General features: G+C 71.0%; 21 protein-coding genes and 1 pseudogene. 15 read left to right on the top strand and 7 right to left on the bottom strand.

The window, feature by feature from the left end; translation table 11 throughout:
- Positions 1–24: 24 nt before the first annotated feature.
- From ACZ5D2_RS27120 to ACZ5D2_RS27110, 3 genes are all read right to left on the bottom strand, one after another.
- Positions 25–540 carry a hypothetical protein gene (locus ACZ5D2_RS27120; protein WP_331737796.1) on the bottom strand — a complete coding sequence of 172 codons (516 nt, stop codon included), beginning with the start codon at positions 538–540 and terminating at the stop codon, positions 25–27.
- Entirely contained in the window at positions 533–2,275 is a 1,743-nt protein-coding gene (locus ACZ5D2_RS27115) for a type IV secretory system conjugative DNA transfer family protein (protein ID WP_468932774.1), read from the bottom strand. Before ACZ5D2_RS27115 ends, ACZ5D2_RS27120 begins: the two co-directional genes overlap by 8 nt.
- Positions 2,276–3,002: 727 nt before the next feature.
- Complete coding sequence (locus ACZ5D2_RS27110; protein ID WP_331737790.1) at positions 3,003–3,557, bottom strand: FmdB family zinc ribbon protein; 555 nt, start codon at positions 3,555–3,557, stop codon at positions 3,003–3,005.
- A gap of 42 nt (positions 3,558–3,599) precedes the next feature.
- Between ACZ5D2_RS27110 and ACZ5D2_RS27105 the strand changes: the two genes are divergently transcribed.
- Entirely contained in the window at positions 3,600–6,425 is a 2,826-nt protein-coding gene (locus ACZ5D2_RS27105; RefSeq protein WP_468932770.1) for a hypothetical protein, read from the top strand.
- A 1,991-nt stretch (positions 6,426–8,416) separates the two neighbouring features.
- Here ACZ5D2_RS27105 and ACZ5D2_RS27100 read toward each other — a convergent pair.
- Positions 8,417–9,115, bottom strand: coding sequence for a hypothetical protein (locus tag ACZ5D2_RS27100; protein WP_468932767.1), 699 nt, complete (start codon positions 9,113–9,115; stop codon positions 8,417–8,419).
- Positions 9,116–9,172: 57 nt separating this feature from the next.
- On the opposite strand from ACZ5D2_RS27100, the gene ACZ5D2_RS27095 reads away from it, so the two are divergent.
- The 4 genes from ACZ5D2_RS27095 to ACZ5D2_RS27080 all read left to right on the top strand — a co-directional run bounded on the left by ACZ5D2_RS27095 (position 9,173) and on the right by ACZ5D2_RS27080 (position 12,484).
- A complete protein-coding gene (locus ACZ5D2_RS27095) occupies positions 9,173–10,519 on the top strand; it encodes a hypothetical protein (RefSeq protein WP_468932764.1) in 1,347 nt (448 codons plus the stop codon).
- Between the two features lie 804 nt (positions 10,520–11,323).
- A complete protein-coding gene (locus tag ACZ5D2_RS27090) occupies positions 11,324–11,560 on the top strand; it encodes a hypothetical protein (protein ID WP_371681536.1) in 237 nt (78 codons plus the stop codon).
- Positions 11,488–12,003 (top strand): transposase, encoded by a 516-nt coding sequence (locus ACZ5D2_RS27085; protein ID WP_468932901.1) that lies wholly within the window; start codon positions 11,488–11,490, stop codon positions 12,001–12,003. The genes ACZ5D2_RS27090 and ACZ5D2_RS27085 overlap by 73 nt, the downstream gene beginning before the upstream one ends.
- Before the next feature lie 226 nt (positions 12,004–12,229).
- Positions 12,230–12,484 (top strand): GNAT family N-acetyltransferase, encoded by a 255-nt coding sequence (locus ACZ5D2_RS27080; protein ID WP_468932762.1) that lies wholly within the window; start codon positions 12,230–12,232, stop codon positions 12,482–12,484.
- Positions 12,485–13,033: 549 nt separating this feature from the next.
- Here the strand turns inward: ACZ5D2_RS27080 and ACZ5D2_RS27075 are convergent.
- Complete coding sequence (locus tag ACZ5D2_RS27075) at positions 13,034–13,534, bottom strand: RICIN domain-containing protein (protein WP_331737778.1); 501 nt, start codon at positions 13,532–13,534, stop codon at positions 13,034–13,036.
- Positions 13,535–13,648: 114 nt separating this feature from the next.
- On the opposite strand from ACZ5D2_RS27075, the pseudogene ACZ5D2_RS27070 reads away from it, so the two are divergent.
- Positions 13,649–14,020: pseudogene (locus tag ACZ5D2_RS27070) on the top strand (transposase); the annotation flags it as partial.
- A 341-nt stretch (positions 14,021–14,361) separates the two neighbouring features.
- Here the strand turns inward: ACZ5D2_RS27070 and ACZ5D2_RS27065 are convergent.
- Positions 14,362–14,970 carry a TetR/AcrR family transcriptional regulator gene (locus ACZ5D2_RS27065; RefSeq protein WP_468172998.1) on the bottom strand — a complete coding sequence of 203 codons (609 nt, stop codon included), beginning with the start codon at positions 14,968–14,970 and terminating at the stop codon, positions 14,362–14,364.
- A gap of 139 nt (positions 14,971–15,109) precedes the next feature.
- Between ACZ5D2_RS27065 and ACZ5D2_RS27060 the strand changes: the two genes are divergently transcribed.
- The 3 genes from ACZ5D2_RS27060 to ACZ5D2_RS27050 are packed head-to-tail and all read left to right on the top strand — an operon-like array spanning position 15,110 to position 16,526.
- Positions 15,110–15,913 carry an alpha/beta fold hydrolase gene (locus ACZ5D2_RS27060; RefSeq protein WP_468932757.1) on the top strand — a complete coding sequence of 268 codons (804 nt, stop codon included), beginning with the start codon at positions 15,110–15,112 and terminating at the stop codon, positions 15,911–15,913.
- Positions 15,910–16,263 (top strand): dihydrofolate reductase family protein, encoded by a 354-nt coding sequence (locus ACZ5D2_RS27055; protein WP_468932754.1) that lies wholly within the window; start codon positions 15,910–15,912, stop codon positions 16,261–16,263. The genes ACZ5D2_RS27060 and ACZ5D2_RS27055 overlap by 4 nt, the downstream gene beginning before the upstream one ends.
- The gene (locus tag ACZ5D2_RS27050; protein ID WP_468932752.1) at positions 16,260–16,526 is read left to right on the top strand and encodes a dihydrofolate reductase family protein; all 267 of its coding nucleotides are present in this window, start codon (positions 16,260–16,262) and stop codon (positions 16,524–16,526) included. The genes ACZ5D2_RS27055 and ACZ5D2_RS27050 overlap by 4 nt, the downstream gene beginning before the upstream one ends.
- A 335-nt stretch (positions 16,527–16,861) precedes the next feature.
- Here ACZ5D2_RS27050 and ACZ5D2_RS27045 read toward each other — a convergent pair whose 3' ends face one another.
- The gene (locus ACZ5D2_RS27045) at positions 16,862–17,098 is read right to left on the bottom strand and encodes a DUF3027 domain-containing protein (protein WP_331737768.1); all 237 of its coding nucleotides are present in this window, start codon (positions 17,096–17,098) and stop codon (positions 16,862–16,864) included.
- 274 nt (positions 17,099–17,372) lie between these two features.
- On the opposite strand from ACZ5D2_RS27045, the gene ACZ5D2_RS27040 reads away from it, so the two are divergent.
- The 6 genes from ACZ5D2_RS27040 (at position 17,373) to ACZ5D2_RS27015 (ending at position 23,888) form a co-directional block, all read left to right on the top strand.
- Positions 17,373–19,034: a Mu transposase C-terminal domain-containing protein gene (locus ACZ5D2_RS27040; protein WP_468932750.1), complete on the top strand. Its 1,662-nt coding sequence runs from the start codon at positions 17,373–17,375 to the stop codon at positions 19,032–19,034.
- Positions 19,035–19,037: 3 nt separating this feature from the next.
- Positions 19,038–19,454: an ATP-binding protein gene (locus ACZ5D2_RS27035; RefSeq protein WP_468932747.1), complete on the top strand. Its 417-nt coding sequence runs from the start codon at positions 19,038–19,040 to the stop codon at positions 19,452–19,454.
- A gap of 104 nt (positions 19,455–19,558) precedes the next feature.
- Positions 19,559–20,623 carry a tyrosine-type recombinase/integrase gene (locus tag ACZ5D2_RS27030; protein WP_468932744.1) on the top strand — a complete coding sequence of 355 codons (1,065 nt, stop codon included), beginning with the start codon at positions 19,559–19,561 and terminating at the stop codon, positions 20,621–20,623.
- A gap of 13 nt (positions 20,624–20,636) precedes the next feature.
- Positions 20,637–21,014, top strand: coding sequence for a helix-turn-helix domain-containing protein (locus ACZ5D2_RS27025; RefSeq protein WP_468932742.1), 378 nt, complete (start codon positions 20,637–20,639; stop codon positions 21,012–21,014).
- Positions 21,015–21,463: 449 nt separating this feature from the next.
- Entirely contained in the window at positions 21,464–22,558 is a 1,095-nt protein-coding gene (locus ACZ5D2_RS27020) for an integrase (RefSeq protein WP_468932739.1), read from the top strand.
- A gap of 796 nt (positions 22,559–23,354) precedes the next feature.
- Entirely contained in the window at positions 23,355–23,888 is a 534-nt protein-coding gene (locus ACZ5D2_RS27015) for an RICIN domain-containing protein (RefSeq protein ID WP_371681436.1), read from the top strand.
- The last annotated feature ends 455 nt before the right edge of the window (positions 23,889–24,343 follow it).

Genomic DNA, 24,343 nt, shown 5'->3' with positions numbered 1-24,343 from the left:
GGAGCGGTCCGGCCGATGTCCCCGCTACAACGGGGCATCGAGTTCGGCCGCGCGGCGGTCGAGCTCGGCGGCCGCCGGATGCGCGGCGGGCGCCGTGATCGTCGCGGACACCGACAGGAACGCCTCGAAGGCGTCGTCGGCGCCCGGCGGCGGGGGAAGGACGGGCGGAGCCTCCTGGTGGCGGCCGGTCGCGCACGCGGCCAGTTGGAACCGCGGCGTGAAGGCGTGCAGGGTGTTGATCCAGTCCGCCTCGGCAAGCTCGCGGGCAGGCTCCTGCTCGTCGGCGTACGTACGCGTCCACGCCGCGTACAGGGCCGTCAGGTGCTCCACGACCACCGGGTGCAGGTACCAGCAGTGGGTGATCTGGTTGTGCAGCTCGAACGTCGCGCGCAGCCAGCCGACCCACTCGGCGAGCTCGCGCATCCGCAGACGGCGCTCGGGCGGCTCCATGGCCGACCAGACCCATCGTTGCGGTCCGCTCCGCTGCCCGGCGGGAGGCGCGGCCCACAGGTCGGCGGGATGGATCGGCGGCTCAGACACGGCGGGACTCCTCGGGGGCGGCGGCGGGCGCGGGCGCCTTGGTCAGGTCGACGGCCTCGGCCGGCGGCGTGGGCGCGGGGACTGCCAGCAGCCTCTTGACGTCCCTGTCGCGGAACGTCAGCCGCATCCGGACCTTGACGGGCGGCAGGTTCGTGTACTGGGCGATCGCGGTGAAGTCCGGCAGTTGCTGGAGGGAGTGGACGGGTGCGAGGTCGGTCTCGGTCGAGGACGTGTTGGTGGAGCGCTGGCCCCGGGACAGGCCGTGGGAGGTTTTCAGCACCTCGGTGCGCCCGTACAGGCCGGAGAAGTACCTCAGCGTCTCCAGGTCCCCGCAGCCGGGAAGCAGCATCCTCAGCCCGGACGCCGAGAGCACCGTGTTGGCCTTCTGCACGCCGAGCCGGTCGCGGAGCTGGGACAGGTCGTGCCACACGGTCAGCACGGTGATCCCCATGCCGCGGCCGGTGGTGAGGATGTTCGGCAGCCGCGGGTAGCGCAGCATGTTGCCGGCCTCGTCGACGAGGACCCCGACACCCGGGTCGAGCGTCTTGCCTGTGGCGTTGTAGCGGGCCTCGGCGCCGTGGATGGCGGAGGCGATGAGCGAGGTGAGCAGCGGGGCGAACCGGTCGGCGTCGGCTTCGGAGGCGATGAGGCAGATGGTGCCGGTCCGGTCGAGCCACTGCTCGGCGGTGAAGTCGGAGGACGCGCAGGTTTCCCGTACCTCTTCGTCGGCGTAGACGCGGGCCAGGACGTTGAGGCTGAACTGGATGGAGCCGACTCCGTCCTCGTGCAGGCGCAGCCAGGGGGAGGCGTAGTCGTCGGCGACCTCGGCGTAGCCGTGCTGGAGGAGTACGGCACGGACGTGGTCGACGGCGTCCTTGCCGAGCGAGAGCCAGCGGCGCATGCCGTTGATGCCGGTGCCGGAGAGGTTCGCGGCGAGCAGGACGCCCTTGAGGACGTTCTTGGCCTGGTCGATCCAGGGTGCGGCCCGCTGGTCGTCACCGGAGGCGGACGCCTCGGCCATCCAGGAGGCCATGCGGTCGGCGGCCTTTGCGTCGGTGCAGTAGTCGACCGGGGACCAGTGGTCGGTGGCGCGGCCGGGGATGCCGGCCGGAGCGATGACCCAGACCGGTCCGAACGCGCGGCGGCGGGCATAGATGACGTCCAGGTCGGCGGCCTTGGTGGTCGTGACGACCAGCGGGCCCTGCCACTCGGCCGCGTTGGGCAGGACCAGTCCGGTCGTCTTCGACGAGCCGGGCACGCCGAACACGGTGGCGGAGATGTTGGGCTGCGCGGCCAGGATCTTCTTGGTGCGCATGCCGCGGCCGGCCGTGATCCGGTTGGCCCGCTTCAACGGGTCCGCGGGTGCGGCCAGTCGGCGCTCGATGGCGGGGCCGCCCCACTGCGCGCCGCCCGTGCTGCCGCGCGAGCCGAACAGCCTGAGGATCCTGAGGAACACCAGAAAGGGGACCAGGACCAGAACCACCATCAGGGCGTAGAACAGCCAGCTCGGCGGAGCCGGCTGGTATACGCTGGCCGGTCCCTTGACCAGCGCCGACAGCGCGGTCGTGGGCAGGTCCTCGGTGGCACGGGCCCAACCGCGGCCCGACAGGAAGGAGGCCAGCGGCCCCGCGAGCAGACTGGCCCCACCGACCACCGCCACGGCGCCGATCCCGTACAGGGCGAGCACGGAGTTGTCGTCGAGTCCGGCGGTTGCCGATGTCCTGTGTTCGGCCACGCGGGCCACCATCCTCTTCTTCGTCTTCTGCGGACTCCTCCGGGCGGCGGGTGCACCGGAGGGGGCGACGTCCGGCCCCGCCCCGGCCGCGACGGGCGGCGCGGGCCTCAATTGGCCCTGGCCGAGGCCCTGTAGCCCGCTGCGAGGGTATCGGCCGGGGCCGCAACCCGATGCGGGCAGGGTCCGGGCGCCGGGCCGTTTCCCGCGCACGAGATCCTCGACCGCGTGCTCGTGGCACGCGCCGCCGACCTGCTGCTTTGCCCCCTGCAACCGCTACCCGCTGCGCCACGGCCGCCGCCACCGGTGCTCCACCCGCCGCGGAGACCGCGCCCGCGTCGCCCGTGCCGGGCGCACCCGGGCGGAACCGGACTGACGAACCTGGTGCCGGCCGGGGGAGCCGCCCTTCGGCCACGCCTGCGCCGACACACCACCGCCGAGCGGCAGCGTCGGCCGAGTTTTCGGTGACGGTGCCGGTGAACACGGCGGTGGCCTGCGGCGTCACCAGGGCCGGGGCGGTGGTGCCGGAGGAGGGGATGACCTCCGTGGCGGTGTGCGCGTCGCGGTACCGGGACGGCCGATCCGGATACCGCCGGCCCGGCCGGACCTGCCGGGCACGCCGCCCGCGGATCCCGGAGGCGTCCGATGGCCTCGGCGGCGGGCTCGGGGCCTGCGTCGAAGGCCGCTCCCCGACGGAGCGGCAGCGACCTTCGGCCTCGCGGGAGGGCTCTCAGCCCAGCGGGGGGCTGAGGTGGTCGATGCCGGCCAGGACGTCCCTGTCCAGTTTCAGGGCGGCGGTGAGGTCCTTGAGTGTGAACCGTGACGGGTCCTTCTCGTACTTCTCCCGCCCGAGATTGGAGGTGAACAGGTCCCGCGGGATCCGGTCGGCGCCCTCCGGGAGGAACTTGATGACCTCCTCCAGGGCCGCGGCTCCGTACGCGACGCTCGGACGGATTTCGCGCTGCTCGGCGGGCGGGGTGTTCAACAGCCGCAGGCTGGACTCGGTCGAGAGCCGTTCGCTGACCCACAGGAACTCCCCCGGATCGATGATCCGCGACGGCTCGGGGCCGCCGAAGGCCGGGGGCGCGACCGGCCGGTCGTCGGAGAACACGAACTCGAACACGCGCGTACTGCCGCACTCCGGGCAGGCGCCCTCGTACACGCTGACCAGGACGCCCTCGTGGTCCTCCACGCGGTGCTCCCGGTCGAACCGGTTCGCACCGCACCCACAGGGATGCAGATCCATGTACAGGTGCGATTCCTGCGCCGAACGAGTGATCAACATGGCATGATCATACCGGAATCGGCAGGTCAAACGGGGGGATCAGTGGACCTGAGCACCGGGGAAGGGCGGCTGCTCGCCGCAGCCGAAGCAGCGATGCCCGCGGTCCTGAGGGACCTCTACTCCGCACAGCTGCGAGGCGGAACCCTCACCGAACAGGACAGCCGGCGCTTCTTCCTCCTGAGCGACCCGGCCGGCAAGCCCATCGAGCTGCGCCTGGACACCGCGGCGCTGCCGCAGCAGCTGGCGTCCCGCACCTTCACCAACACCACGACCGACCGGTACGTCGTCCAGCTCGCGGACACGCTGCGGCAGGAACAGACCGGGCAGCTGCTGGCCCGCGAGCTGGGGGAACTGCTCGCCGTGCGGGAACGGGCCGCGGTGGGCGGGCGAGCCCCGCTGGAGAACCTGCTGGCCGCGGGTACCGCACTGCCCGCGCATCTCGAACTGTCGGAGGCGGACCGCGGCCGGGTGGGCGAGTTCGACTACCTGGCGCACAGGATGGCCGACGCCGGGCTCACCGCCCCCGAGCGCCAGGAGGCCCGCGACCGGTTCTCCCTCCTCGTCGACGAGTCCGGGCTCAGGCCGGACCCGGCGGCGGACGACACGTACAGCCGTATCGCCGAGCAGCAAGCGGCCACGGCACGCCTGAGGTTCGTCCGTCCGTACCTGCAGGGGGACGCGCGTCACGCGATGGACGTGCTCGCCGTACCCGTCGATCGGCTCGACCCGGCCGACGCACAGGCGCTGCGGGACGCCCGGGCCGCCCGGGCCGCCCGCGCACAGACCCCGCCGGCGGCCGCCCTGGGCGAGTACCCCATGCCCGGCCTCCGCCCCGACGGCACACCCGTCCCCCGCGAGGAACTGGACCAGGCGGCCGCCGAAGCCGCCCGGCAGCGCACCGAACTCAGCACCCGCACGCTCGCCGAGCTCCGCGCCCGGCAGGCGGCCCTTCCCGAGGGCCGCCACCCCCGGTTCGAGATCATGATCGGCGGCGGTGCCGCGCTCGCCGGGCGCGACCCCGGCGCCCTGCTAGTGGACGCCCGCGGCCGCTGGCACGTCGACCCCATCGTCGCGATCGTCCAGTCCGCCGACCAGGTCCGCCACCTCCGCCAGAGCGGCATGGGCGACCCCTACCAGTTCGCCGGCCCGAAGGACCGGGTCCCCCTCGCCGCGCTCCAGCTCTGGGAGGACACCGCCGCCGCACGCGGCCCCGTCATCGACGGACGGGCCGAGCTGAGCATCGGCGCGGAGGGCCGCCTCATCGCCGAGATCATCCCGGCCGACGGCTCCCCGCCGGTGAAGGTCGAGGTCCAGGGCACCCCACTGGTCGCCACCGGCATCCCGCCCGAAATCATCCCTGGCGCCGACCGCCGGGTGCCGACGGCAAGCGAAGCGGCCGACGTCCTCACCGAAGCCCTCACGGCCGCCGGCACCCCCGAAGCCGAGGCGGCCCGCGACCGCCTCCTCACGCTCCCCGACGGCGAAGGCCGGGCTGCGGCGAGCCTCGGACTGCTCGCCGACCCGCACGTCTACGAAGCCCTGGACGCCTCGCGGGACCCGCGCGTCGCGGGCGCGACCGAGACCCTCCGGGCCACCGCGGCCTGGGAGCAGGCCTGCGCCGTCGCGCCCGGCCGCGTCCTGATGGGCGACGAGATCGGCGACGGCGACTACGACCCGACCGTCGCAAAGGACTGGGTGATCGCGGGCGTCGGCGGCGCCGCCATCGCCAACGCGGAGATCATCCTCCAGTCCGACCCCGAAGCCAGGGTCTTCATGGTCGGCAAGGACGCGCCCTTCGTCCTGCACAACGACGCCCAGTACACCGCCCTGCGCCGCGCGCACGACGCCGAGTACGGCGGCGACGGCCGTCTCGTGACGCACGGCGGCCGCTACCTCGGGGCCGTCGGTACGGTGACCGCGCCCGACGGCCGGGTCCGCCTCGAAGCACTCGACAACGAGGGCCGTTCCCTCGGCATCGAGGGCGACGCGTACGTGGCCTGCCTCGGCCGCGTCTCCCGCCTCCCGCAGGCGCTCGACTCCATGGAGTCCACCGTCCGCACGGCCGGCGGTACGGTGCGGGGCGAGCTGGTCTTCGACGACCACCGCCAGTACCTCGGTTACCGGCTGGAGCTCGAAGCGGACGGCCGCCGGCACACCGTCGACGTGACCGGCGCCGCCTCCCGCATGCTCCCCGGGAACGTCTTCGACGGCGAGGACATGAGGCGCCTGGCCGCCTTCGACGCCAAGGTGGCCCCGCCGGAGAGCGGCAACGTCTCCGCCGGCTTCATGGCCACGGCCCTCCAGGGCTCCCAGCTCGCCCGCCACCGTGAGGCCCACCGGCCCCCGGACGACGACGGCCGGGGCCTCACCGGCCGCACCCCCGAGCAGCCCGGCCCCCAGGGCCCTCCCCGGCGCCACGACGAGCCCGCGGCTCCGTCCCCGTACGCCACGGCCCGGGAAGCGGTCCGGGCCGGCGAGGACGTGACCCGCTCCTTCCGGACCTGGATAGAGAGCGACATGGGCCGGGAACTGGCGGGCTCGGACCACCCCCGCATTCGTGCCCTGCGCGAGGCCTGGAGGCAACTGCCCCCGCACGACCTCCCCGAGGGCCCCGGCCGTGCGGCGCAGCCGTACGGGGCGGTGGCCGAGCGGGCCGGCGCCGCGGTCACGGCCGCTGTCACCTCTGGCCGTTTCGCCCCCGAGGACGTGACGGCCCTGAACACGATGGCCCGCGCGGCCCAGACCCACGCGGCGCGCCTGTCGGCAACCCAGCCCGGCCCCCCGCCGGCCCCCGGGGCGGCGGCCCCGACACCCGGCGTCGCGATCCCGGCCCCCGCCCCGGCCCGTGGGGCGCGCCTGGCGACGTGAGGGGCGATCCGGGGCCGTCGGGCGGGCCATGGCGGCCGGGCCGCGGAGTGCGCTTCACCCGCTGAACCCCTGCTCCTCCGCACCGCCCCCGTGGTCGAGGAACAGGTCCCGTACCCGCAGCACCGCCCCGGGGGCGAGCAGCGCCAGTACGGGCAGCGCGTGGTACCAGCCGTGGTCCGCGGTCAGGGCGTCCCGGGCGAAGGCCCGGGCGGCGCGGATGCCGGCGGGGCCGGGGGCCGCCCCCCGGCCCCGCTGCCTCCGCCAGGGAACGGAGTACGGGAAGGTACGGGTACCGCGGAGGTTCGGCGCCCCCGGTCGGCAGGTGCGCGGGCAGCCCGGCCAGCAGTCCCGCCACGACGGCGCAGGCCTCCGCCCGCAGGGAGGGAACCATGCGGTCCACTGCCTCCCGAGCGCCGTCGAGGTCGCCCAGCGCGGCCCGGACGAGGGCGAACCCGGCGAAGGCGGCGAGGTCGGGGTCGACCCGCCCCGCGTACCGCTGCGCACGGTCCAGCCGGTCGAGGACCGCGGCACGCCGATCCGTCGTGCGGTCCGCCTCCAGCAGGGCGAGGGTGAGGTCGTTGTCGGGCAGCCAACGCGAGGCGGGCTCCGACGTCGGCGGGTCCGTCTCGCGCACGGCCCGCAGGAGCCGCTCCCGGCAGCCGGGCACGGAGGCCGGGGCCGCCGTCAGCAGCTCGCCGAGCCACGGCAGAAGGTCGGCACGGCCGGGCCCGAGGGCGGCTGCCCGTGCGGTGAGCCGCTCCCGCTCCGCGTCGATCCTCCGGCTGACCTCGTTCGGCAGGTGGATGCCCAGCCCGGCCGGCACCGCGAGCCGGCGGCGACGGTACGGAGCCTGGGCGAGGAGAAGCCGCTCAGTGGGTGTGACGGCCCTCTCCAGCATCTCCGCCGCTCCCCGGCCGTCGCCCGTGTGGGCCAGCGCCCGGGCGGTGAGGGCCCTGGCGTCCCCCGCCCCAACGGAGACGGGCAGGGCACGCGCGGCCGACGCGGCGGCGCGCGCCAGGCGTGCGGCGGAGCCGGGCCGCCCGGTCGCCGAGCGGACGAGCGAGGCGAAGGCGTAGGACGTGGTCCGCTCCACCGGATCCCGGAGCGCGGAGGCGAGCGCACGGACGTCGGCGTCCAGGTTGTCGCCCACACGGTACGTACGCCTGCCCATCGGCTGCCCCGGCTCATCTCCGCCCGTTTCCACGGGCCGGGCCGCGGCGAGCGCACCGGCCAGGAACACCGGCCAGCGCACCCGGCCCGAACCGCCGGGATCACCTCCCCGCGCATGCCGGTGCAGCGCCTCATCCAGCAGTTCCCGCGCTTCCGGCCCCCTGCCCCGCTCGGCCCGGGCGAGTGCCTCATGTGCCAGTGCCTCGACGGCGGGATCGTCGTGGTCCGCGTCATTGGCGAGGTCGAATCCGGTGTCGACGGGACCGGCGAGGAGCTCCGGCGGCACATCCTCCAGAAGCCGCTCGGCCAGGTGCTCGTTCCCGGTGTCCCGCAGGGCCCGGACCACCCGTTCGAGGACGTACGGGAACCACCCGTCATCGGGGACGCCCTCGTCCGCACGGAGCATGGCGGTGACCCCGGCGCGGGCCCGCTCCGCGAAGGCGGATGCCTCGGCGGGTCTGGCCGTGGCCAGGGCGGAGGCGGCGATGGCGAGTTGCTCCGCCCGGGCTTCGGAAGAGAGCATCTGCCGCGCGATCCGCTCGTACATCCTCTCGGCCCGGTCCGGGGCGACGCGCGCGATGAGCGCCGAGGCTTCGAGTCTCGTTACCCCTGGCACAGGCAGGGCTCCGATCGGCGTGCGCCCGGTCCGGGACTCCGCCTCGTCCAGCAGCTCACCCCTCAGCACGGCGTCCTGTGGCGGACAGGAGGTGGCGGCGGTGATGAAGTCGAAGGGATCGCAGCCGCCCCGCGTGAGCAGCCTCATGGCCTCCTTCCCCTGCCCGGACTCGACGAGTGCGACAGCGGTTTCGGCGGCGGCCCATTCACACATCTCCTCGCCCCCCGTCCGCCGGATGCGACTTCATGAGGGCGTCCAGGGCCCACGCGCGGGCCTCAAGGGCGACGGCCGGGGCGTCCGGATCGCCTGCGGCGGTGAGGGCGCGGGCGACGTCGGCCAGGGCGGAGGCCTTGGTCTGCGGATACCGGGAGGCCAGGGCGAGGCCACGGGCCCGGCGGGTGTCACTGAGGCCGACGAAGGCCCGCAGGACGGTGCGGGGCAGGGGCCGCGACCCGGCGCTGACGAGTTCGCGGGACGCGGCCACCGCGGCGAGGACTTCGAGGTCGGCGGGGGCGGAGCCCGGGGTGGCGCGGGCCGCCCGGTCCAGGTCGGCCAGCGCGACGTCCATGGCGGCGCCCGCGAGGAGCCGGTGCCGGCGCCGCGGGTCCAGGGCGAAGGCGGCCAGCCGGTCCGCGGTGCCGGGGGAGTGCAGGAGAGCGGCGGTGTAGTGGTGCAGGAGATAGGAAGGGGTGTCCGCCGGCCAGCCGCGGCTCCGGTAGTCGTCGGCCCAGTCGTGCAACCGCCGGGCGTACGGGGCGAGATCTCCGATCTGTGCGACGGCGGCGTCGTGGAACACCTTGTGGCCCAGCGCGTACGTACGGGCCGTCTCCGGCGCGGTGCGGTCGAAGGTGAGGCTGCGCCCCTTGAGCGAGCGCAGCCGCTCGTTGACGTCCAGCGGCAGCACACCGAGCAGCGCGCCGTCCGGCGGTGGTCCGCCGCATCCCTGGCGGATCCCGAGCCGGTGCTGCGGGAAGCGGCCGCCGTACTGCTCATGGAGGAAGCCGGGGCCCCGTACCCGGACCGGCTGGTCGGCGCTCTGGCGGAGGCCGGTGCCCACGGCTGCCGCGCGGGCCGGGACCGGACCCGCTTCGTCGGCCTCCCCGACCACGGCCGACGAGGGGCAAGGGTCCTCGACGCGGACCCGAAGGCCCTGGTCACCGTGGCCCGGCAGCGGATCGCCGCCGGTGACCGGCACGGCCGGGGGTCCGATCAGGCGTGGCGGCTCACCGCCCGATGGCGCGACCGCGAGGACGAAGCCGTCGACCTGCTGCGCGCCGCCGTCCCCCACGCGCGGCCGACCACGTTCCGGAGTCTCGAAGCGCTCCTGCCGTTCACCCGCCGGCCCGCCCACCCCGGGCTCGCCGCCGCCCTGCTTCCCCTCGCCGCCGGCACGGGACCGCACTCCCCCCGGGCCCCCCGGCTCATCCTCGGACTGCTCGGTGACGAGCGCCTGACGGAGTTCGTCACCGATCCCGACGGCGAGGACGAGACCGACGCCCTCGGCGCCCTGGCCGCCTCGACCGGGCGCTTCGACCTCTGGCGGGCCGTCCTGAGGTCCCCGTACCTCACCGAGGACAACCGCGCGCTCACCCGCCTCACACCGGCCGTCACACCGCGGCTCCACCCGGAACTCGGACGTCTGCTGCGCGCACGCGAGCACATAACGGACGTGGCACGGGCCCTCGGGGACGCGGGATCGGCCGACCCCGAAACGATCGCGGCACTGAGGGAGATCGCCCACGAGGAGGACGGCGACGAGCCGCCGGCCGACGAGCACAACTTCTGGGACCTGATGGCACATCGGCACAGTGGGCAGTCCACCGCCGGGAACGCCGTCGCGGCGGCCGTCGCCCTGGCCCGTGTCGGAGGCCCGGCCGACCGCGCCATCGCCCTCCTGTCGGCGGATCCCGATCCGGCCTCCCACCTCCGCTCGGTCGCCCTCCTGGGACCGGCGGCCCGTCCCCTCCTCCCACGGGTCGAGGCCGCCCTGGCGAGCCCCTGGCCCGCACCCCGCCTCGCGGCGGCGCGAGCCCATCACCGCATCACCGAGGACCCGCAGGCACGGTGTGTGCCGGTCCTCCTCGACCTCGTACGGGAACAACTTGCCGACGACGGCTGCGGGGCTCCCTCCCCGACAGCCCTGGCGACGCTCGCCGAACTCGGCATCACCCCGGACGGGATCCGCCCCCACCTCCGCACCTGGGCCGGCTCCGAACGCCGGATCCTCGACTGGCACGGCGGACGCGGCCGCGACTACCACCTGAGAGAGGCCGCACGCACCCACCTCCGGCTCACGGGGGAGGCCTGACGGCAGTCGCCGCACAGGCGGGCTCGTCGTCACCGTGACCGAGCGAGCGAGCGTGCCTTGCCCGGCCGGTCGAGCGTGGGCGTCGGTTGGGGCGGCCGGGGCTGTCGGTGGCCGGTGACAAGATCGACAGTATGGATTTCGCACGGACCACACCGCCGCGGCCGGTCGATGTCACCGCGGTGTTTCCCGAGCTGGCTCCGCTGGCGCGAGCCGCGATGCGGCTGCACCCCCGTCCCGGGTCGCCCTCGGTGGGGGAGAGCTCGGTAATGTCCGCCACGTCGGCGGCGCCACGAGGCCGACGGGCGGAACGGCTGACCTGGGGCGTCTCCGCGCGGTGTCGGGCGTTGCGTTACGTCACCGCGTCGCACTCACGGCGGCCGCGCGTATCGCCACGCGCGGCCGCCGCTGTGCATCCGACCAGGAGCAGCTTTCCGTGGAAGCGCTGCCGGGCCGCGGGCTCTCGAAGAAGTCCAGCTTCCGCCGGCGAACTTGTCCGGCCTCGCCAGACGGCTTGCTTGCCCGCAGGTCGGGCGGCGCATGCTCGTTGGTTCAGCGGCCGGGCCTCACTGTGGGTTGTTAGGGTGGGGGGCCGGTCAGGGACGGCTAAGGGGTGGGGGATCCATGGGTTCGCAAGACGGTAGTGACCGTGCGGGTTTCGGGTGCGTGGCATGCTGCGCCGAGGACGCTGCGGTGGCGCGGGCGCACCACAGCAGCCGCGACGGGGTTCGGCTCGAGAGGATGATTCGGGACGACTCGCATTTCATCGTCTCTGTTCAGCGGTGCGGCCTGTGCTCGCAGGCCTTCGTGAGCGTGTTCACCGAGTACATCGACGGGGTCGCCTCGCAGGACGCGCAGTACCGCACCGTGCTGCCGATCACGGACGCCGAGGCGGACGACCTGGTGGCGGGGCGGTTGAGCCCGCACCGGGTAGGGGCCCTGGGACACGGCCGCCGCCATCTGCAGAGCGACTGGCCGAGCGATGCCGAGGAGCCGTCCGTGTACTGGGACAGCGGCGTTTTCGAAGTCCGCGAGGGGCACTGACCCGGACGGCGCGCTGCGGGCCTGTCGGTTGTGCATGTCGTTGTCGCTCCGGCCGCATGCGCACCGACCTGGTCGCCGACGCGCTGCGGATGGCGGCCGCGACCCGAGGCGGCCTGGACGGCGCGATGTTCCACTCCGACCACGGGGCGCAATACGGGTCCCGGGCCTTCGCCGACCTGTGCTCGGATCTGCGAGTCACCCGGTCGATGGGCACTGTCGGCAGCAGCGCGGACAACGCGGCCTGCGAGAGCTTCCACGCCTCTCTCAAGCGCGAGACCCTCCAGGGCGCCCACGGCTACGGCGACCCCGTCGCCTGCAGGAGGACCGTCTTCGCCTGGCTGACTCGCTGCAACACCCGCCGCCGGCACTCCGCCAACGGCCACCTCAGCCCGAACGAATACGAGCGACGACACCACACGGCTAAGCTCATGCTCGCCGCGTGACAACCAACCGCGTGTCCACCTTCACGGGCGAAGGCCCTCGCTATCAGTCCTGGGGGCCGAACACGGAGGTCCAGACGCGGGACTTCGTGGACTGCGCGGTCAAGGCCTGGTCGGACATCCCTCAGCGCCGGTTTCCTTATGTCGCCCGCGTCGGGCGGGATGTGGTGGGCATGGGTGAGCTGATGTTCGCAGCCACAAGCAGTGCCAGGGCGAGATCTCATACATCGTGCATTCCCGCGTATGGGGGCAGGGTATCGGCACGGAAATCAGTCGGCAGCTGCTCGCGCACGGCTTCGGCGAGCTGGGGCTTCACCGGATCCATGCTTCCTGTGACCCGAGGAATCTCGGCTCCTCCCGAGTGCTGTCCAAGATCGGTATGACGTATGAGGGACGCCTGCGCGACACGGCGCTGCTTCCCGACGGCTGGCGCGACTCCATGATCTTCAGCAGCCTCGAAGGCGAATGGCGCGCCACTGTGTAGCGCCGCCAGTGGGTCCGCCGGGTACGGCCGGAGGACACCCGTTCGGAGGCAGTCTGTTCGGGCCGGGTGGCCGCTCCGGGTACGAGCCGGCCGAAGGGGGCTCCGGCGAGGTCGGCCGGTGAGTCCGGTACCGGTGTAGGGGCTTGTCCCGCCCAGGGTCTGCCCGGACTTCCGGCAGGTCACGGTGTTGTTTCTGGTTGGCGGGCCATAGGTTTGTGGGGTTCGGTCCGCTGCCCAGCGGTGGAAATGGGTGTGGAGACTGGCTCACGGGCTGTATCGCTCGGGTACGTCCTGCCATTCCGGCCCGGTGTGGAACTTCTACGCGATTTTTTTGAGGATTGTCCGGTTGTCTGGCCGCTGCTGCCCCAGAACAGGCCGGGGCAGCAGCGGCTGTACGAGTTCTCATTCGGCATCGGACAGTTCATGGCGACGTATCACGGCACCATGATCCACAACTCAAGATCATTCTGACGGCAGGTCCTGTTGCTGACCGGAGGTTATGGCGTCGGCGTGCCGTGAGGGCTGTGGATCACGGGCGGCGGGGCAGGCTCACGTCAGATTCCAGTAGACCCCGCGCTGGCCCTCCAGGCTCCACTGCTGCACACGGGCGCCGTTGTAGCTGGTGGAGTTCTCGGCCTCCAGGAATTCATCGTTGGAGAGGCCCCCGATCAGGTAGTGGCCGTCCTTCCACGAGAAGGACCACTTGGCTGCATTCTGCCCGTTGCAGGTCCACTGCTGTGCCCGGGCACCGTCTTTCCACGAGTCGTTCTCGATCTCCAGGCACTTGCCGGTGGCGTCGTTGACGATGTAGTACCAGCCTGACTCGTATCCGGTCGGTACGAGGTGCCAGCTGGCTGCGGCTTGCCCCACGCAGTCCCAGAGCTGCACGCGGGCGCCGTCTGCCTTCGAGCCGTTCTCGACCTCCAGGCACCGGCCGTTGATGTTCTCGATGTGGTGCCAAGAGGCTGCGGAGGCCTGCGTGGGTGCGGCCAGCAAGGAACCCCCTAGCGCCAGGCCTGTTGCCACGGCAGTGGTGAGGATCTTCTTCATACGACTTCCCCCATGAGTGACGATCGGGCCGGTGTACCTGGCCCGGTCAGCAAGCCTAGGCGATCTTTCTCGGATCTCCTTATGTGAGTGGGGTGTTGGGGTCAGGCTGGTTGTATGGGCTGTGCGGATCTGACGAACGCGGAGTGGGAGTGGCTGGAGTCGTTCTTACCTCCCGGTGGTGCTCGTGCGGGCTGGTGGAGAGAGCACCGTCGGGTGATCAACGGGGTGCTCTATCGGGTCCGGACGGGTGTGCAGTGGCGGGATCTGCCGGAGTGGTTCGGGCCGTGGGAGACGGTCTGAAAACGGCATCGTTGCTGGTCAGCTGGTGGAACGTGGACGATGCTTTTGTCTCGGATCCAGGCGGTCGAGGACGCCGCGGGCCGGATCGGCTGGGACGTCTCGGTGGACTCGACAGCCGTGCGTGCCCACCAGCGTGCCGTCGGCGCGAGGAAGGCGCCGGCGGCCAGAGGCCGTCACCACCGGCCCGGCGGGAGCGGTCCGTGTCCGTGACAGCCTTGCCCCGGTCGGTCTCCTCCCGCGCGTCCTGCGCTCCACACGGCTGCTCACCTGTGAATGGGTGCGGCGGTGGCACTGGATCGGCGTCAGCCAGGGCGGGATGACTGTCTCCTGCTCAGCCTGGGCGGTTGTAGTGATCATGGCTGTCACGAGGTGACGAAGTTGCTGCCGTCCGGTGCCAATCAGGAGGACGACCGGCTGCCATGGGCGTGCCAGTTCACAAGATGCGGACGCCGTCGCGGATGACGGTGCGTTCGGACCAGGTCATACGGCCTTCTCTCAAGAGGTGGTCGGATGGGGGCTTTGCGGGGTCAGCGGTAGGCGGCGAGGAAGACGCGTACGCCGGCTGCGGCGTAATGGTCGAGGTCGGCGTCGGTGTGCTGGGCGCTGCCGGTGAACATGGCCTTGTTCACCGGGATCCACAGCAGGAGACCGGAGAAGTGGTTAGCGGCCAGGAGGGCGTCCTCGATACGGAGCAGTCCCTGGTCGGCCAGTCGCTGGAAGGTCGCCGCGAGAGTGGCGAGCCCTCGTTGGAAGCCCCGCTCGTACCATTCGGTTCCCAGGTCGGGGAAGACGTCGGCGTTGGCGATGATCAGGCGCCGCAGCTGGATGACCTGGGGGTGGGTGAGGGTCGTCAGGAATTGGCGGGCGAGCCGGGTGAGGCTCTCTTCCAGGTTGGCGGCGTCGGTCGGGATGCCGGCCAGCAGGTCGATGGTGGTGTCGAGCCGGTCGGTGGTGGCCAGGACGATCTCGGCGAACAGCTTCTCCTTGTCCGCGAAGTGCTTGTAGACGGTCTGCTTGGACACCGCGGCCCGCTTTGCGATGTCGTCCATGCTCGTCCCCGAGTACCCCTTGTCGAGGAAGACGCTGGTCGCGGCCTCCAGGATCGCCTCGTGCTTGCGCGCTGAACGGCTGTCCATCATCGACTCCTTCTCCATCCGTCTCGCCCCCACAGAAGAGTACTGGACTGACCAGTACTCATATGGGTACTGTACCGTCTAGTTCCGAACGCAGGGTTTCTGGCCCTGCGTACCGCGCAGACATTTGGAGTGGCTTCTCATGGACAAGGTGTTCTCCGCAGACGGCACGGCTATCGCCTATGAGCAGCAAGGCGCAGGGTCTGCCGTAGTGCTCGTCGGCGGCGCCTTCATGACGCGCGGCGATTCCGCCGCCCTCGCCGGCCTGCTGGCCGAGCACTGCACCGTGATCACCTACGACCGCAGGGGCCGCGGCGACAGCGGTGACAGCGCGGCGTACGACGTCCAGCGCGAGGTGGAGGACCTGGACGCGCTGATCGAGCGCGTGGGCGGCGAGGCGATGCTCTTCGGCATGTCCTCGGGCGCCGTGCTGGCCCTGGAAGCCGTGGCCCGGGGCAGCGCCGTGACCCGACTGGCCGTGTACGAGCCGCCCTTCATCACCGACGACAGCCGCCCGCCGCTTCCCGTCGACTACGTCGCCCACCTGACGGAGCTCGTGGGGCAGGGGGCGTACGGCGATGCCGTGGCCTACTTCATGACCGCGGCCGTTGGCATGCCCGCCGAGGCCGTCGCCGGAATGCGCCAGGCCCCCTTCTGGTCCGGCATGGAGGCCAACGCACGCACCCTGCCCTACGACGGCCAGGTCATGGGCGACACCATGTCCGGCCGGCCGCTGCCCGCCGACCGCTGGCAGTCCGTGACGGTGCCTGTCCTCGTGGGCAGCGGGGACGCGGGCGCACCGCACATGCTGGACGGGGCGCGGGAACTCGCGTCACTGGCCGACAACTTCACGCTGCAGGTCTTCCCCGGCCAGGAGCACGGCATCGCCCCGGAGGTCCTCGCCCCCGTTTTGACCGGCTTCTTCACCACGGGGGAGCAGGCGTGAGCAATGTCTTCGCCAGTCTGGGCATGTCTCTGGACGGCTTCATCGCCGGGCCCAACTCCCACCCCGACAACCCGCTTGGTGACGGCGGAATGGGCATCCACGAGTGGGTCTTCGGCGTCGAGAGCTGGCGGGAGCGCCAGAGCATCAAGGGCGGGGAGACCAACCAGGACGACGACATCGTCCAGGAGAACTTCACCCGCGCCGGCGCCTACATCATGGGGCGGCAGATGTTCGCCGAAGGTGAGGTCGGCTGGCCCGACCCGCCGCCCTTCCGCGCCCCCGTCTTCGTCCTCACCCACACCCCGCGCGAACGTGGGTGCGGCAGGGCGGCACCACCTTCACCTTCGTGACCGAAGGGATCGACAGCGCGCTGGCCCAGGCGCGCAAGGCCGCGGGGGACAAGGACGTACAGATCTCCGGCGGTGCGGACACCGTACGGCAGTACCTCGCCGCCGGGCTGCTGGACGAGCTCCAGATCCACCTCGCACCCCTCCTACTCGGCTCGGGAGTCCGCCTCTTCGACGGCGTCTCACCGAATCTCAGCCTCGTGCCCACACGGGTGGTCGACTCCCCCCAGGTAACTCACCTCACGTACCGGATCACACCGTCCTAGACCGCTACTCGACGGCTGCTGTGCCGCGCTTGGCCGTCCATGGGGTCATGATGCGCGACGTGTGGGTTGCAGTGGTTGGCGACAGGGTTTTCAGTAGGTTGTTTTGGCTGGTGGGTGGGTTGTGGGGTGTCGTTTTTCTACTGAAGGCCGGTGTCGTTTCCCGCTGAAGGTTTGCTGTCGCGTGTGTGGGCTTGTGGGAGGGCCTGACTGCTCGGCCTGTTGGGCCGCCGCTGTCCTTTGAAGGCGAAGGTTGCGGGCGTGTATGTCAACAGTGCGGCAGGGCTTGCGACGGGTGGTCTCACGCGGCCGAGGCCACTGCGGCTCAGATGCAGTGGTCAGCCGAATGTTCCGTCCTCGCGGTCGGTGAAGGATTCACAGCCGTCGTGCTCGAAACGCAGCCGCCCGTCGAAGGCTGACCCGGCGTCGGTGCAGGCGCCCCAGTCCTGGCCGAGCTCTCCACTGAGCGCGATCCAGAACCGGCACCCACCGCACTGCTCGTAGTACCACTCGTCCCGGTAGCCGGGCTCTGCGGTGGACCGGTTCAGCAGCCGCAGCCAGCGCCCGTGAACCACATCGTTGTGGCCACGGTCGTTACCCGTCCAAGGTGTGCCACCCATCACCCGACCCCCAACGCTCTCCCCGGATTCGCAAGGTCAATCTGCACCGAGCCGAGAGGGGGCCGCCAGCCGATTTTTGCGACGCCCGGCGCACCACTGCCGGCTGTCGTAGGCATCAGTCGCACAGGGCAGTCACTCGTTGGTGGGATGCGGTGCGGCGTGTCGGCTTGAGGTGCGTGGTCGTGGACAGCGTTTCCGGGGCGGGGATGGGCGTCTGCGGGAGGGGCTGATGGCGGACAGCGATGCCGGTGGCTTCACCGATTGGGTGGTGTCGGCTGGTGTGGGGCGGGAGGCGGCACTCACGCGCCTGATGGCCCTCGATGGTCGTGGCGAACTTGCTTCTGCTCATGTGCGGTTGACTGCTTCGGCTTTGGACGTGTCCGAGCGGACGGTGTGGAGCTGGTTGTCGGTGGCCCGGCGTGAGGGGCGTCTGTCGGCCCGGCCGCCGGCTCGGGCCGGTGTGAGCGCGGATGTCCGCGCGCGTCTTGCGGTGTGGGGCGGGAATGTGGCCGCGGTCCACCGCGAGCTGCTCGCCGAGGCGGCGAAGGCCGGTGTCGCGGATTCGGTTCCTTCTCTTCGTGCTCTGCAGCGTGCCGTGCGTCAGGACTTGTCGGTGGGGGAGCGGGCGGGCCTGAAGGGCGGTGAAGCAGCTCGTCGTCGGTATGACGTGTACGGCAAGCGTCCGCGGACGCACCGGAACGCCTGCTGGGAGGGTGATCACAAGCGGATCCCAGTACGTGTGGACGTCGAAGGCTCTGTGGTGTGTCCGTGGGTGACGTGGTTCATCGATGTCGCGACGAAGGCGATCGTAGGCGTGGCGGTTACCCCGCATCAGCCGGCGAGGGACGCGGTCCTGGCCGCGCTGCGCACGGGGATCAGCCGCACCGAGCCGTACGGCCCGTTCGGCGGCCTGCCCGGGGTGGTGCGCGTGGACCGGGGCAAGGAGTTCCTGTGTCGGACGGTGGAGCGAGCTCTGGGCGCCTTCGCGGTCCCCGTCCACGATCTGCCTGCGTACAAGCCGTACCGCAAGGGCACCATCGAGGCGCTGAACGATGCGGTCGAGGAGATGTTCCTGGTCTCCCTGCCCGGCTATACCCGCAGGGCCCGGCCGGTCGGTGCTCACCGTCCGGACCGGGTGGAGGACCTCATGTCGTATCCGGAGTTCGTCGAGGCCCTGCTGAGGTGGGTGCGGGGGTGGAACACCAGCCACCATCCCGAGGGCCTCGCAAAGGGGATGACGCCGTTGGCGGCATGGGAGGCGGATCCGGCGCCGGTCGAGGACGTGGCGGAGGAGCGGCTGGCGTTCTTCGCGCTGGAGGACGACGGCCGGGTCCGGAAGATCACCACGAACGGGATCAGCTGGCGACGTCGTGCCTACATCGCGCCGTGGATGGTCGGGCACGTCGGCATGCGGGTCCGGCTGAGGTATCTGCCGCACTACGACGGGCAGATCGAGGTGTTCTCCACCGAGGAGTGGGGCCGGCACCTCGGGACCGCCTATCTGGCCCAGGCGGCGACGGCGGAGCAGCGTCGTGCGCTGAGTTCGGTCAGGGAGAAGAAGGCCCGGCAGTTGAAGGCGGATCTGAAGGCGGCGGAGAAGCTGCGCAAGACCCGCTACACGGCCACGACCACGGCTGCCGTGCCCCGCCCGCGGCACACGGTCACGGCTTCTCAGGCAGAGGCGGAGATCTCCCGGGCCAGGGGCGTGGATCTGGCGGCCCGGGCGCTCCCGGACCTGATCCCTCCCCGTGAACCCCCGGCTTCCTGGGCGCGTCCGGTTGTTCGCCCTCGCAGGGCGGCCGGCGCGCAGGCGGACGCCGGGCAGGCGGAGGCAGCCGATGGCGGGCCGCCTGGAGCGGCTGGTGTGCGTGACGACAGCGGGGAGTGTTGAGCGATGGTGTCTGCTGAGCGGCAGGGACGGCTGCCGCGTGAGCGGGAGGACCACTTCATGCGCCTGCCGGGCGCCCAGGTCGTCTCCACGCGTGCCCTGCTGATGGCGCGGGAGAACATCCGTGCCGCGATCGAGGCCAGAGCCATGATCTGTATCTACGGGCAGGCGGGCCGTGGCAAGTCGCTGGCGGTGAACACCTCGTTGCGCGAGCTCGCGCCGAAGCTGACACGCCGGATCCAGTTCCGCTCCCGCCCCTCGACCCGCGACCTGCGCCACGAGCTGTTCCACGCTCTGGGTCTGCAGGGCCGTCCTCCGGGGCAGCCGATCGAGTTCGACCGGATGCTGCGCGGCGCCTTGGAGGAGACGCATGTCCTGGTCTGTGACGAGGCGCAGTGGCTGTCGAAGATGTGGTGTGGATGAGCCGGTTGTTTCGCTGGCAGCGGTTGCTTTTCCTGCGGTGTCTCGTTGGGTCTGTCGGTGGTGGCGTGGTTGTTCAGGTGCTGCCTTAACTGACGAGCTTCGGGGTGTGGCTGGTGGCTGTGGGGGAGCGGGGCGGGTTGCGCCTCGTGGGTGGCGGGCTGGCTGGTCCGGATGCTGGGGCGGATCCGTGGGTGTTCCAGGCTGAGTGTGCTGAGGCGTTCGCGAGGTCGTGGGTGGTGCGGGGGTTCGCTCTGTCGACGGTCCGTGGTTACCGCTCGCTCTTGTCTCGTGTGCTGGGGCGTTTCGACTGTCCGGTGTGGGCGGTGGAGGCCGAGGACGTCGATGAGATGCTCCACGCTTTGGCAGTGGCGGGTCTGGCGGCGGGGACGCGCCGGCAGTACCTGCAGATGCTCCGTGACTTCCATGCTTTCGTCGCGCTGCGGTACGGACCCCAGGTCCGGGCCCTGTTCGGGGTGCCGGTCAGCGGGAGCGCGCTGGACCGGTTCAACCGCGTGCGGCATGCCAGTGACGACGCGGCGGTCGGTCCACCTCCGAGCCGGGAGCGGCTGGAGGCGTTCTTCTCCTTCGTCCGTTCCCAGGTGGCGGTCGCTTCCGAATACCGGTTCGCGGCGCGGGACTACGCGATGCTGCGCACGCCGTACCTGTCCGGGGTGCGGGTGAGTGAGCTGGTGCGCTTGGACCAGGCGGATGTGTATCCGCGGCTCGGGCCGTCGGGGAAGTTGCATGTGCGGTTCGGTAAGGCAGCGAACACGTCGGGGCCGCGGCCGCGGTGGGCGCCGATGCTGGAGGGCCTGGACCGGATCCTGGCCTGGTATCTGCAGGACGTTCGGCCGCTGTTCCCCGTCGGCCCGGCGCTGTTCTGTGACGACGAAGGCGAGCCGCTGAAGACAGGGACGGTCCGGGATCGCCTGGCCCGGATTCTTGATCTTGAGGGTGTGGTCTGGGAGGAGCGGTTCACACCTCATGCGCTGCGTCGGGCGTGCGCGACGCACCAGTACGAGCGCGGCATGGACCTGATCGCGGTCCAGCAGCTTCTCGGGCATCGGCATATCGCCTCTACGATGGCGTACGTGAAGCCGTCGCAGCGGTTCGTCGAGGACGCCTGGAAGCGGGCCACCGACTCGGCCGTCCGCGCCCTGGCCGTCTGACCGGAGAGGGGCGATGGACATGACCCCACCAGGACCCGGGCTTGCGGACCCGGACCCTCCGGGAGGCGTTCAGTGGCGGTTGCGGATGGCGGCGGCGGAGCGCGGTGTGTGGACCGGGACCCAGCTACGGCGGCTACTGGTTGAGAAGGCGGGACTGGAGCTGTCCGCAGCCTCGGTGTCGGCTCTGTTCACCAAGCAGCCGTCCCAGGTGAAGCTGTCCACCCTGGCCGCGCTGTGTACGGCCCTGGACTGTGCTCCTGGAGATCTACTTGTGCTCGGTCCGGCAGCACCGGTACCGGCCTCGGGAACCGCGCTGGCAGGGCTGTCAGGCGGGAGGCCATCGCCCGGTCCGTCGCGAGTAGCCGGGAGACGGTCACTGCCTCCCCTCTGACCCTGCGGCTCTTCGTCGGCCGTCCTTCCACCTACTTGGCGGGTTCAAGATCCATGTCAGCGTCTGTTCCTGGCGCCGTGCAGGGCCGCTGTCCTGGCTGTACGAAGTTGCGCTGGCTGCGCCCAGGATCGGGCTTGTGTGCCTGGTGCTTACGGACGTGTCCTGGTTGCGGGGCTGGCAGACGCCCTGCGGAGGAGATGTGCGCTGCTTGCCGGCGCCGGGCCGCGGGAAGGCCGGCGCTCGGCCCATGTCGGCGATGCGGGCGCCGGCGGATTCCGGACGCGGCGACCCAGTGGTGCCGTCCGTGCTCCGATCCGGCCAGGGCCCGGCCGCCTGAGGCCTGCACGGGATGCGGCGTGGCGTCCCAGTGGGCGCGGGGCATGTGCAAGCGCTGCTACGAATACTCGCCGCACACGGTCAGAACCCGCGCGGCAGGCTGGGCCCGCAGGATGCCCTGCACGCCGGCTTGGTGGGACGCGCTCACCGCGCACCTGGCAACGCACCGCAACGTCTTCTACGGCGCGGACACCCTCGCTCACACGGCCCGCTTCGTCATCGACACAGGCCAAACCGACCCGCACGATCTGCTCACCGAAGCCCGCCGCACGCGCCCCTGGCTCGGCCGGCTGCTCGCGGGCTTCTTCCACACCCACGACCTCCTCGAAGCCCCCGCAGACATCCTGAGCTCGCGGGCCGCGGTCCGTCGTGAGCGCCGGATCGCGGCCGTCCCCGCCCCGCTGCGCCCCGCCGTGCGTGCGTTCGCGGACGTGCTGGTGGCCCGGCGGGAGAATGCCGAGAATCTTGGGCTGCGACCGAATCAGCTCAAGACCATCGAGATCCGCCTCGACACCGTCCGGGACCTGGCGCTCCACCTCCACGCGAAGGGTCACACCACCTGGGCGGGCGTGAACGCAGGCGATCTTGAAGCGTTCCTGGCCCGGAATCCGGCCCGCCGGGCTTCCTGGCTCGCGGGGCTGAGGCAGTTCTTCGCCCACGCCCACCGGACCGGCCTGGTGCTCCACGATCCCGCCGCGGCTATGCAGGCCCCGCAGCCACGCGGCTTCAGCGGCTCGACCCTCACCCTCGACGAGCAGCGTGTCCTCTACCGCCGCTGGAGGGCCGGCGAAGGTGTCCTGCCGCACGAGGCGTTCATCGGCCTGGCGGCTCTGCTGCACGCTGCCACCACCACCGAACTCCGCCACCTCACCCTCACGGACATCACCACAGCCTCCCGAACAGTCCGCTTCCCAGGACGCAGCGTCGATCTCGCCCTCGATGACGCCACATGGCGCGCTCTGGAAGCCTGTCTCACCCACCGCCAGGCCCTCCACACCGACAACCCGCACGTGCTGGTCACCCGGCTCACCAGAGTCACCACCAACCCCGCCGGCGCAGCCCACATCCGAGACAGCCTCGCACCGGTCGGCCTCCTCCCTCGGATCCTGCGCTCTACGCGGCTGCTCACCCTTGCCGACGAACTCGACATCAAGCAGCTCACCGTGGCCCTGGGCATGTCCTACGGCGGAACTGCGCACTACCAGTAGCACTCTGAGCTCCTGTCACGCTCTGACCCCACCTGTCGCCGATCAGTGAAGCTGCGCAGAGTCCGGGGATGCCAGCTGTCTGACCTGCGGAGTCTTGAGTTCGGGGCCTGGTTGCGCAGGTTGGTGCGACACCGCGGCTGGTTGTCCAGCAGGCCGCAGCTGGTGTCCTTCCGGGCAGTGTTCGGTTCTGGGCTGGTCATGCTGGTCATGCTGGTGAGGGGCGGCTCGTGGGGACAGTGCGATGCGGTGCAAGTGGTGTCACCGGGATGAGTTGAGCTGGACAGGGAGACGCGGTGTCGCAGCCAGTTCCTCCCGCATGCGCTTCAATGTGCAGTTTCACTGATCCGCGACATAAATGCTGAGTCGTGGTATCTGCTACTCAACCTCGGTTCTAGAGTTCATCCGGGTAGAAGATTGAGTCATTGACTGGTGGTCGGCCCTGGTTGCGGGCCAGCCTGGGAGGGCGTTTCTCCTCATGGCGTGTTCGTTGGTCGCCGTTAGCATGCCCGATTGTTCAGCAGGGTTGTGGCACTGCTCATTGATGTTCGGGTTAATGGAGTCAACGTTCTGGCACGAACCGTGCAGTGGTCCAACTTCAGGGGCAGTTGGGCAAGTTCGGTGGCAGTTGGGCAAGTTCGGTGACACAGGGCTATCGAACTTATGATCTACTGTACGGGCGGCTTGCCGGGGTCAGAAGGGTCCCGGGGTGGGAGTCAACTGTCGGGCTTTCCAAGCAAGTTCGTAGTGACAGTCGCTACCTGCGAGCCGCACCAACGAAACGGGGGAAATTATGCGTATGAATCGTGCTAAATCGGTAGTCGCCGCCGTCACTGTGGCGGCTGGGCTGGTGTTTGGCCTGGGAGCCACTCCGGCGTCGGCGTATGCGGAAGGCCACACCACGATCAGGAACGGTGCCAGCGGGCTGTGTCTGGAGGTCGCGGACTGGCGCACTGACAACGGCGCGCCGGTTCGGCAGTGGCAATGCACCGGTGGCGCTAACCAGCGCTGGGACATTGTGCCCACCTGGATCGGGATCTACCCAAGCGGGGTATCTGTGATCAGGAATCAGTACAGCGGCAAGTGCCTGGAGATCGCCGACTGGGGCACCAACTACGGCGCGTCGGCCCGGCAGTGGGATTGCACCGGCGGTGCCAACCAGCATTGGGATGTGCGGGAACATGACTCCTCGATGCCGCCCGTGCCGATCAAGAATGAGAACAGCGGTCAGTGCCTGGAGATAGCTGGCTTCAGCACCGCTTGGGGCGCGCAGGCCAGCCAGTGGGGCTGTAACGGCGGCGCCAACCAGACCTGGAACTACTTCATGGGATAATAATCGGGCTCGGGCCAGCTGACTTGTGCCTCAGCTGCTCCGAGTGACGGTCGGCATGGCCCTTGTGCGTATGCACGCGCACCAGGGCTGTGGCCGGGCCAGGAGTACCCCGTGAAACGGGGTCACTCCCGAGCGAAGCGAGGGACTTCCGGCCCGCATAGCGGGCCTACGGGGACTAGAGCAGCCCGGAGCGCAGCGGGAGAGCCACCAGCCGAAGGCCGGCCCCAGGCTGCGAAGCAGCCCCTACCGAGCGCAGCGAGGTAGTTCGCTCGGGCGAGCGCAGCGAGCCCGGCCAGTCCCTACCCTGGCTTGGCGAAGCCGAGCCTCGCCGAGCGCAGCGAGGCGTTTCACTGCTCCGGAGCGAAGCGGAGGAGCAGGCGCCGAAGGCGCCCCGGCTGAGCGCAGCGAAGCCGGTCTCTCCTGAGCGCGCAGCGCTCAGGTACCCGCTCCGCGGG

This window comes from Streptomyces sp. NPDC031479, assembly GCF_055581065.1.
This window is presented reverse-complemented; position numbering and strand designations above follow the sequence as displayed.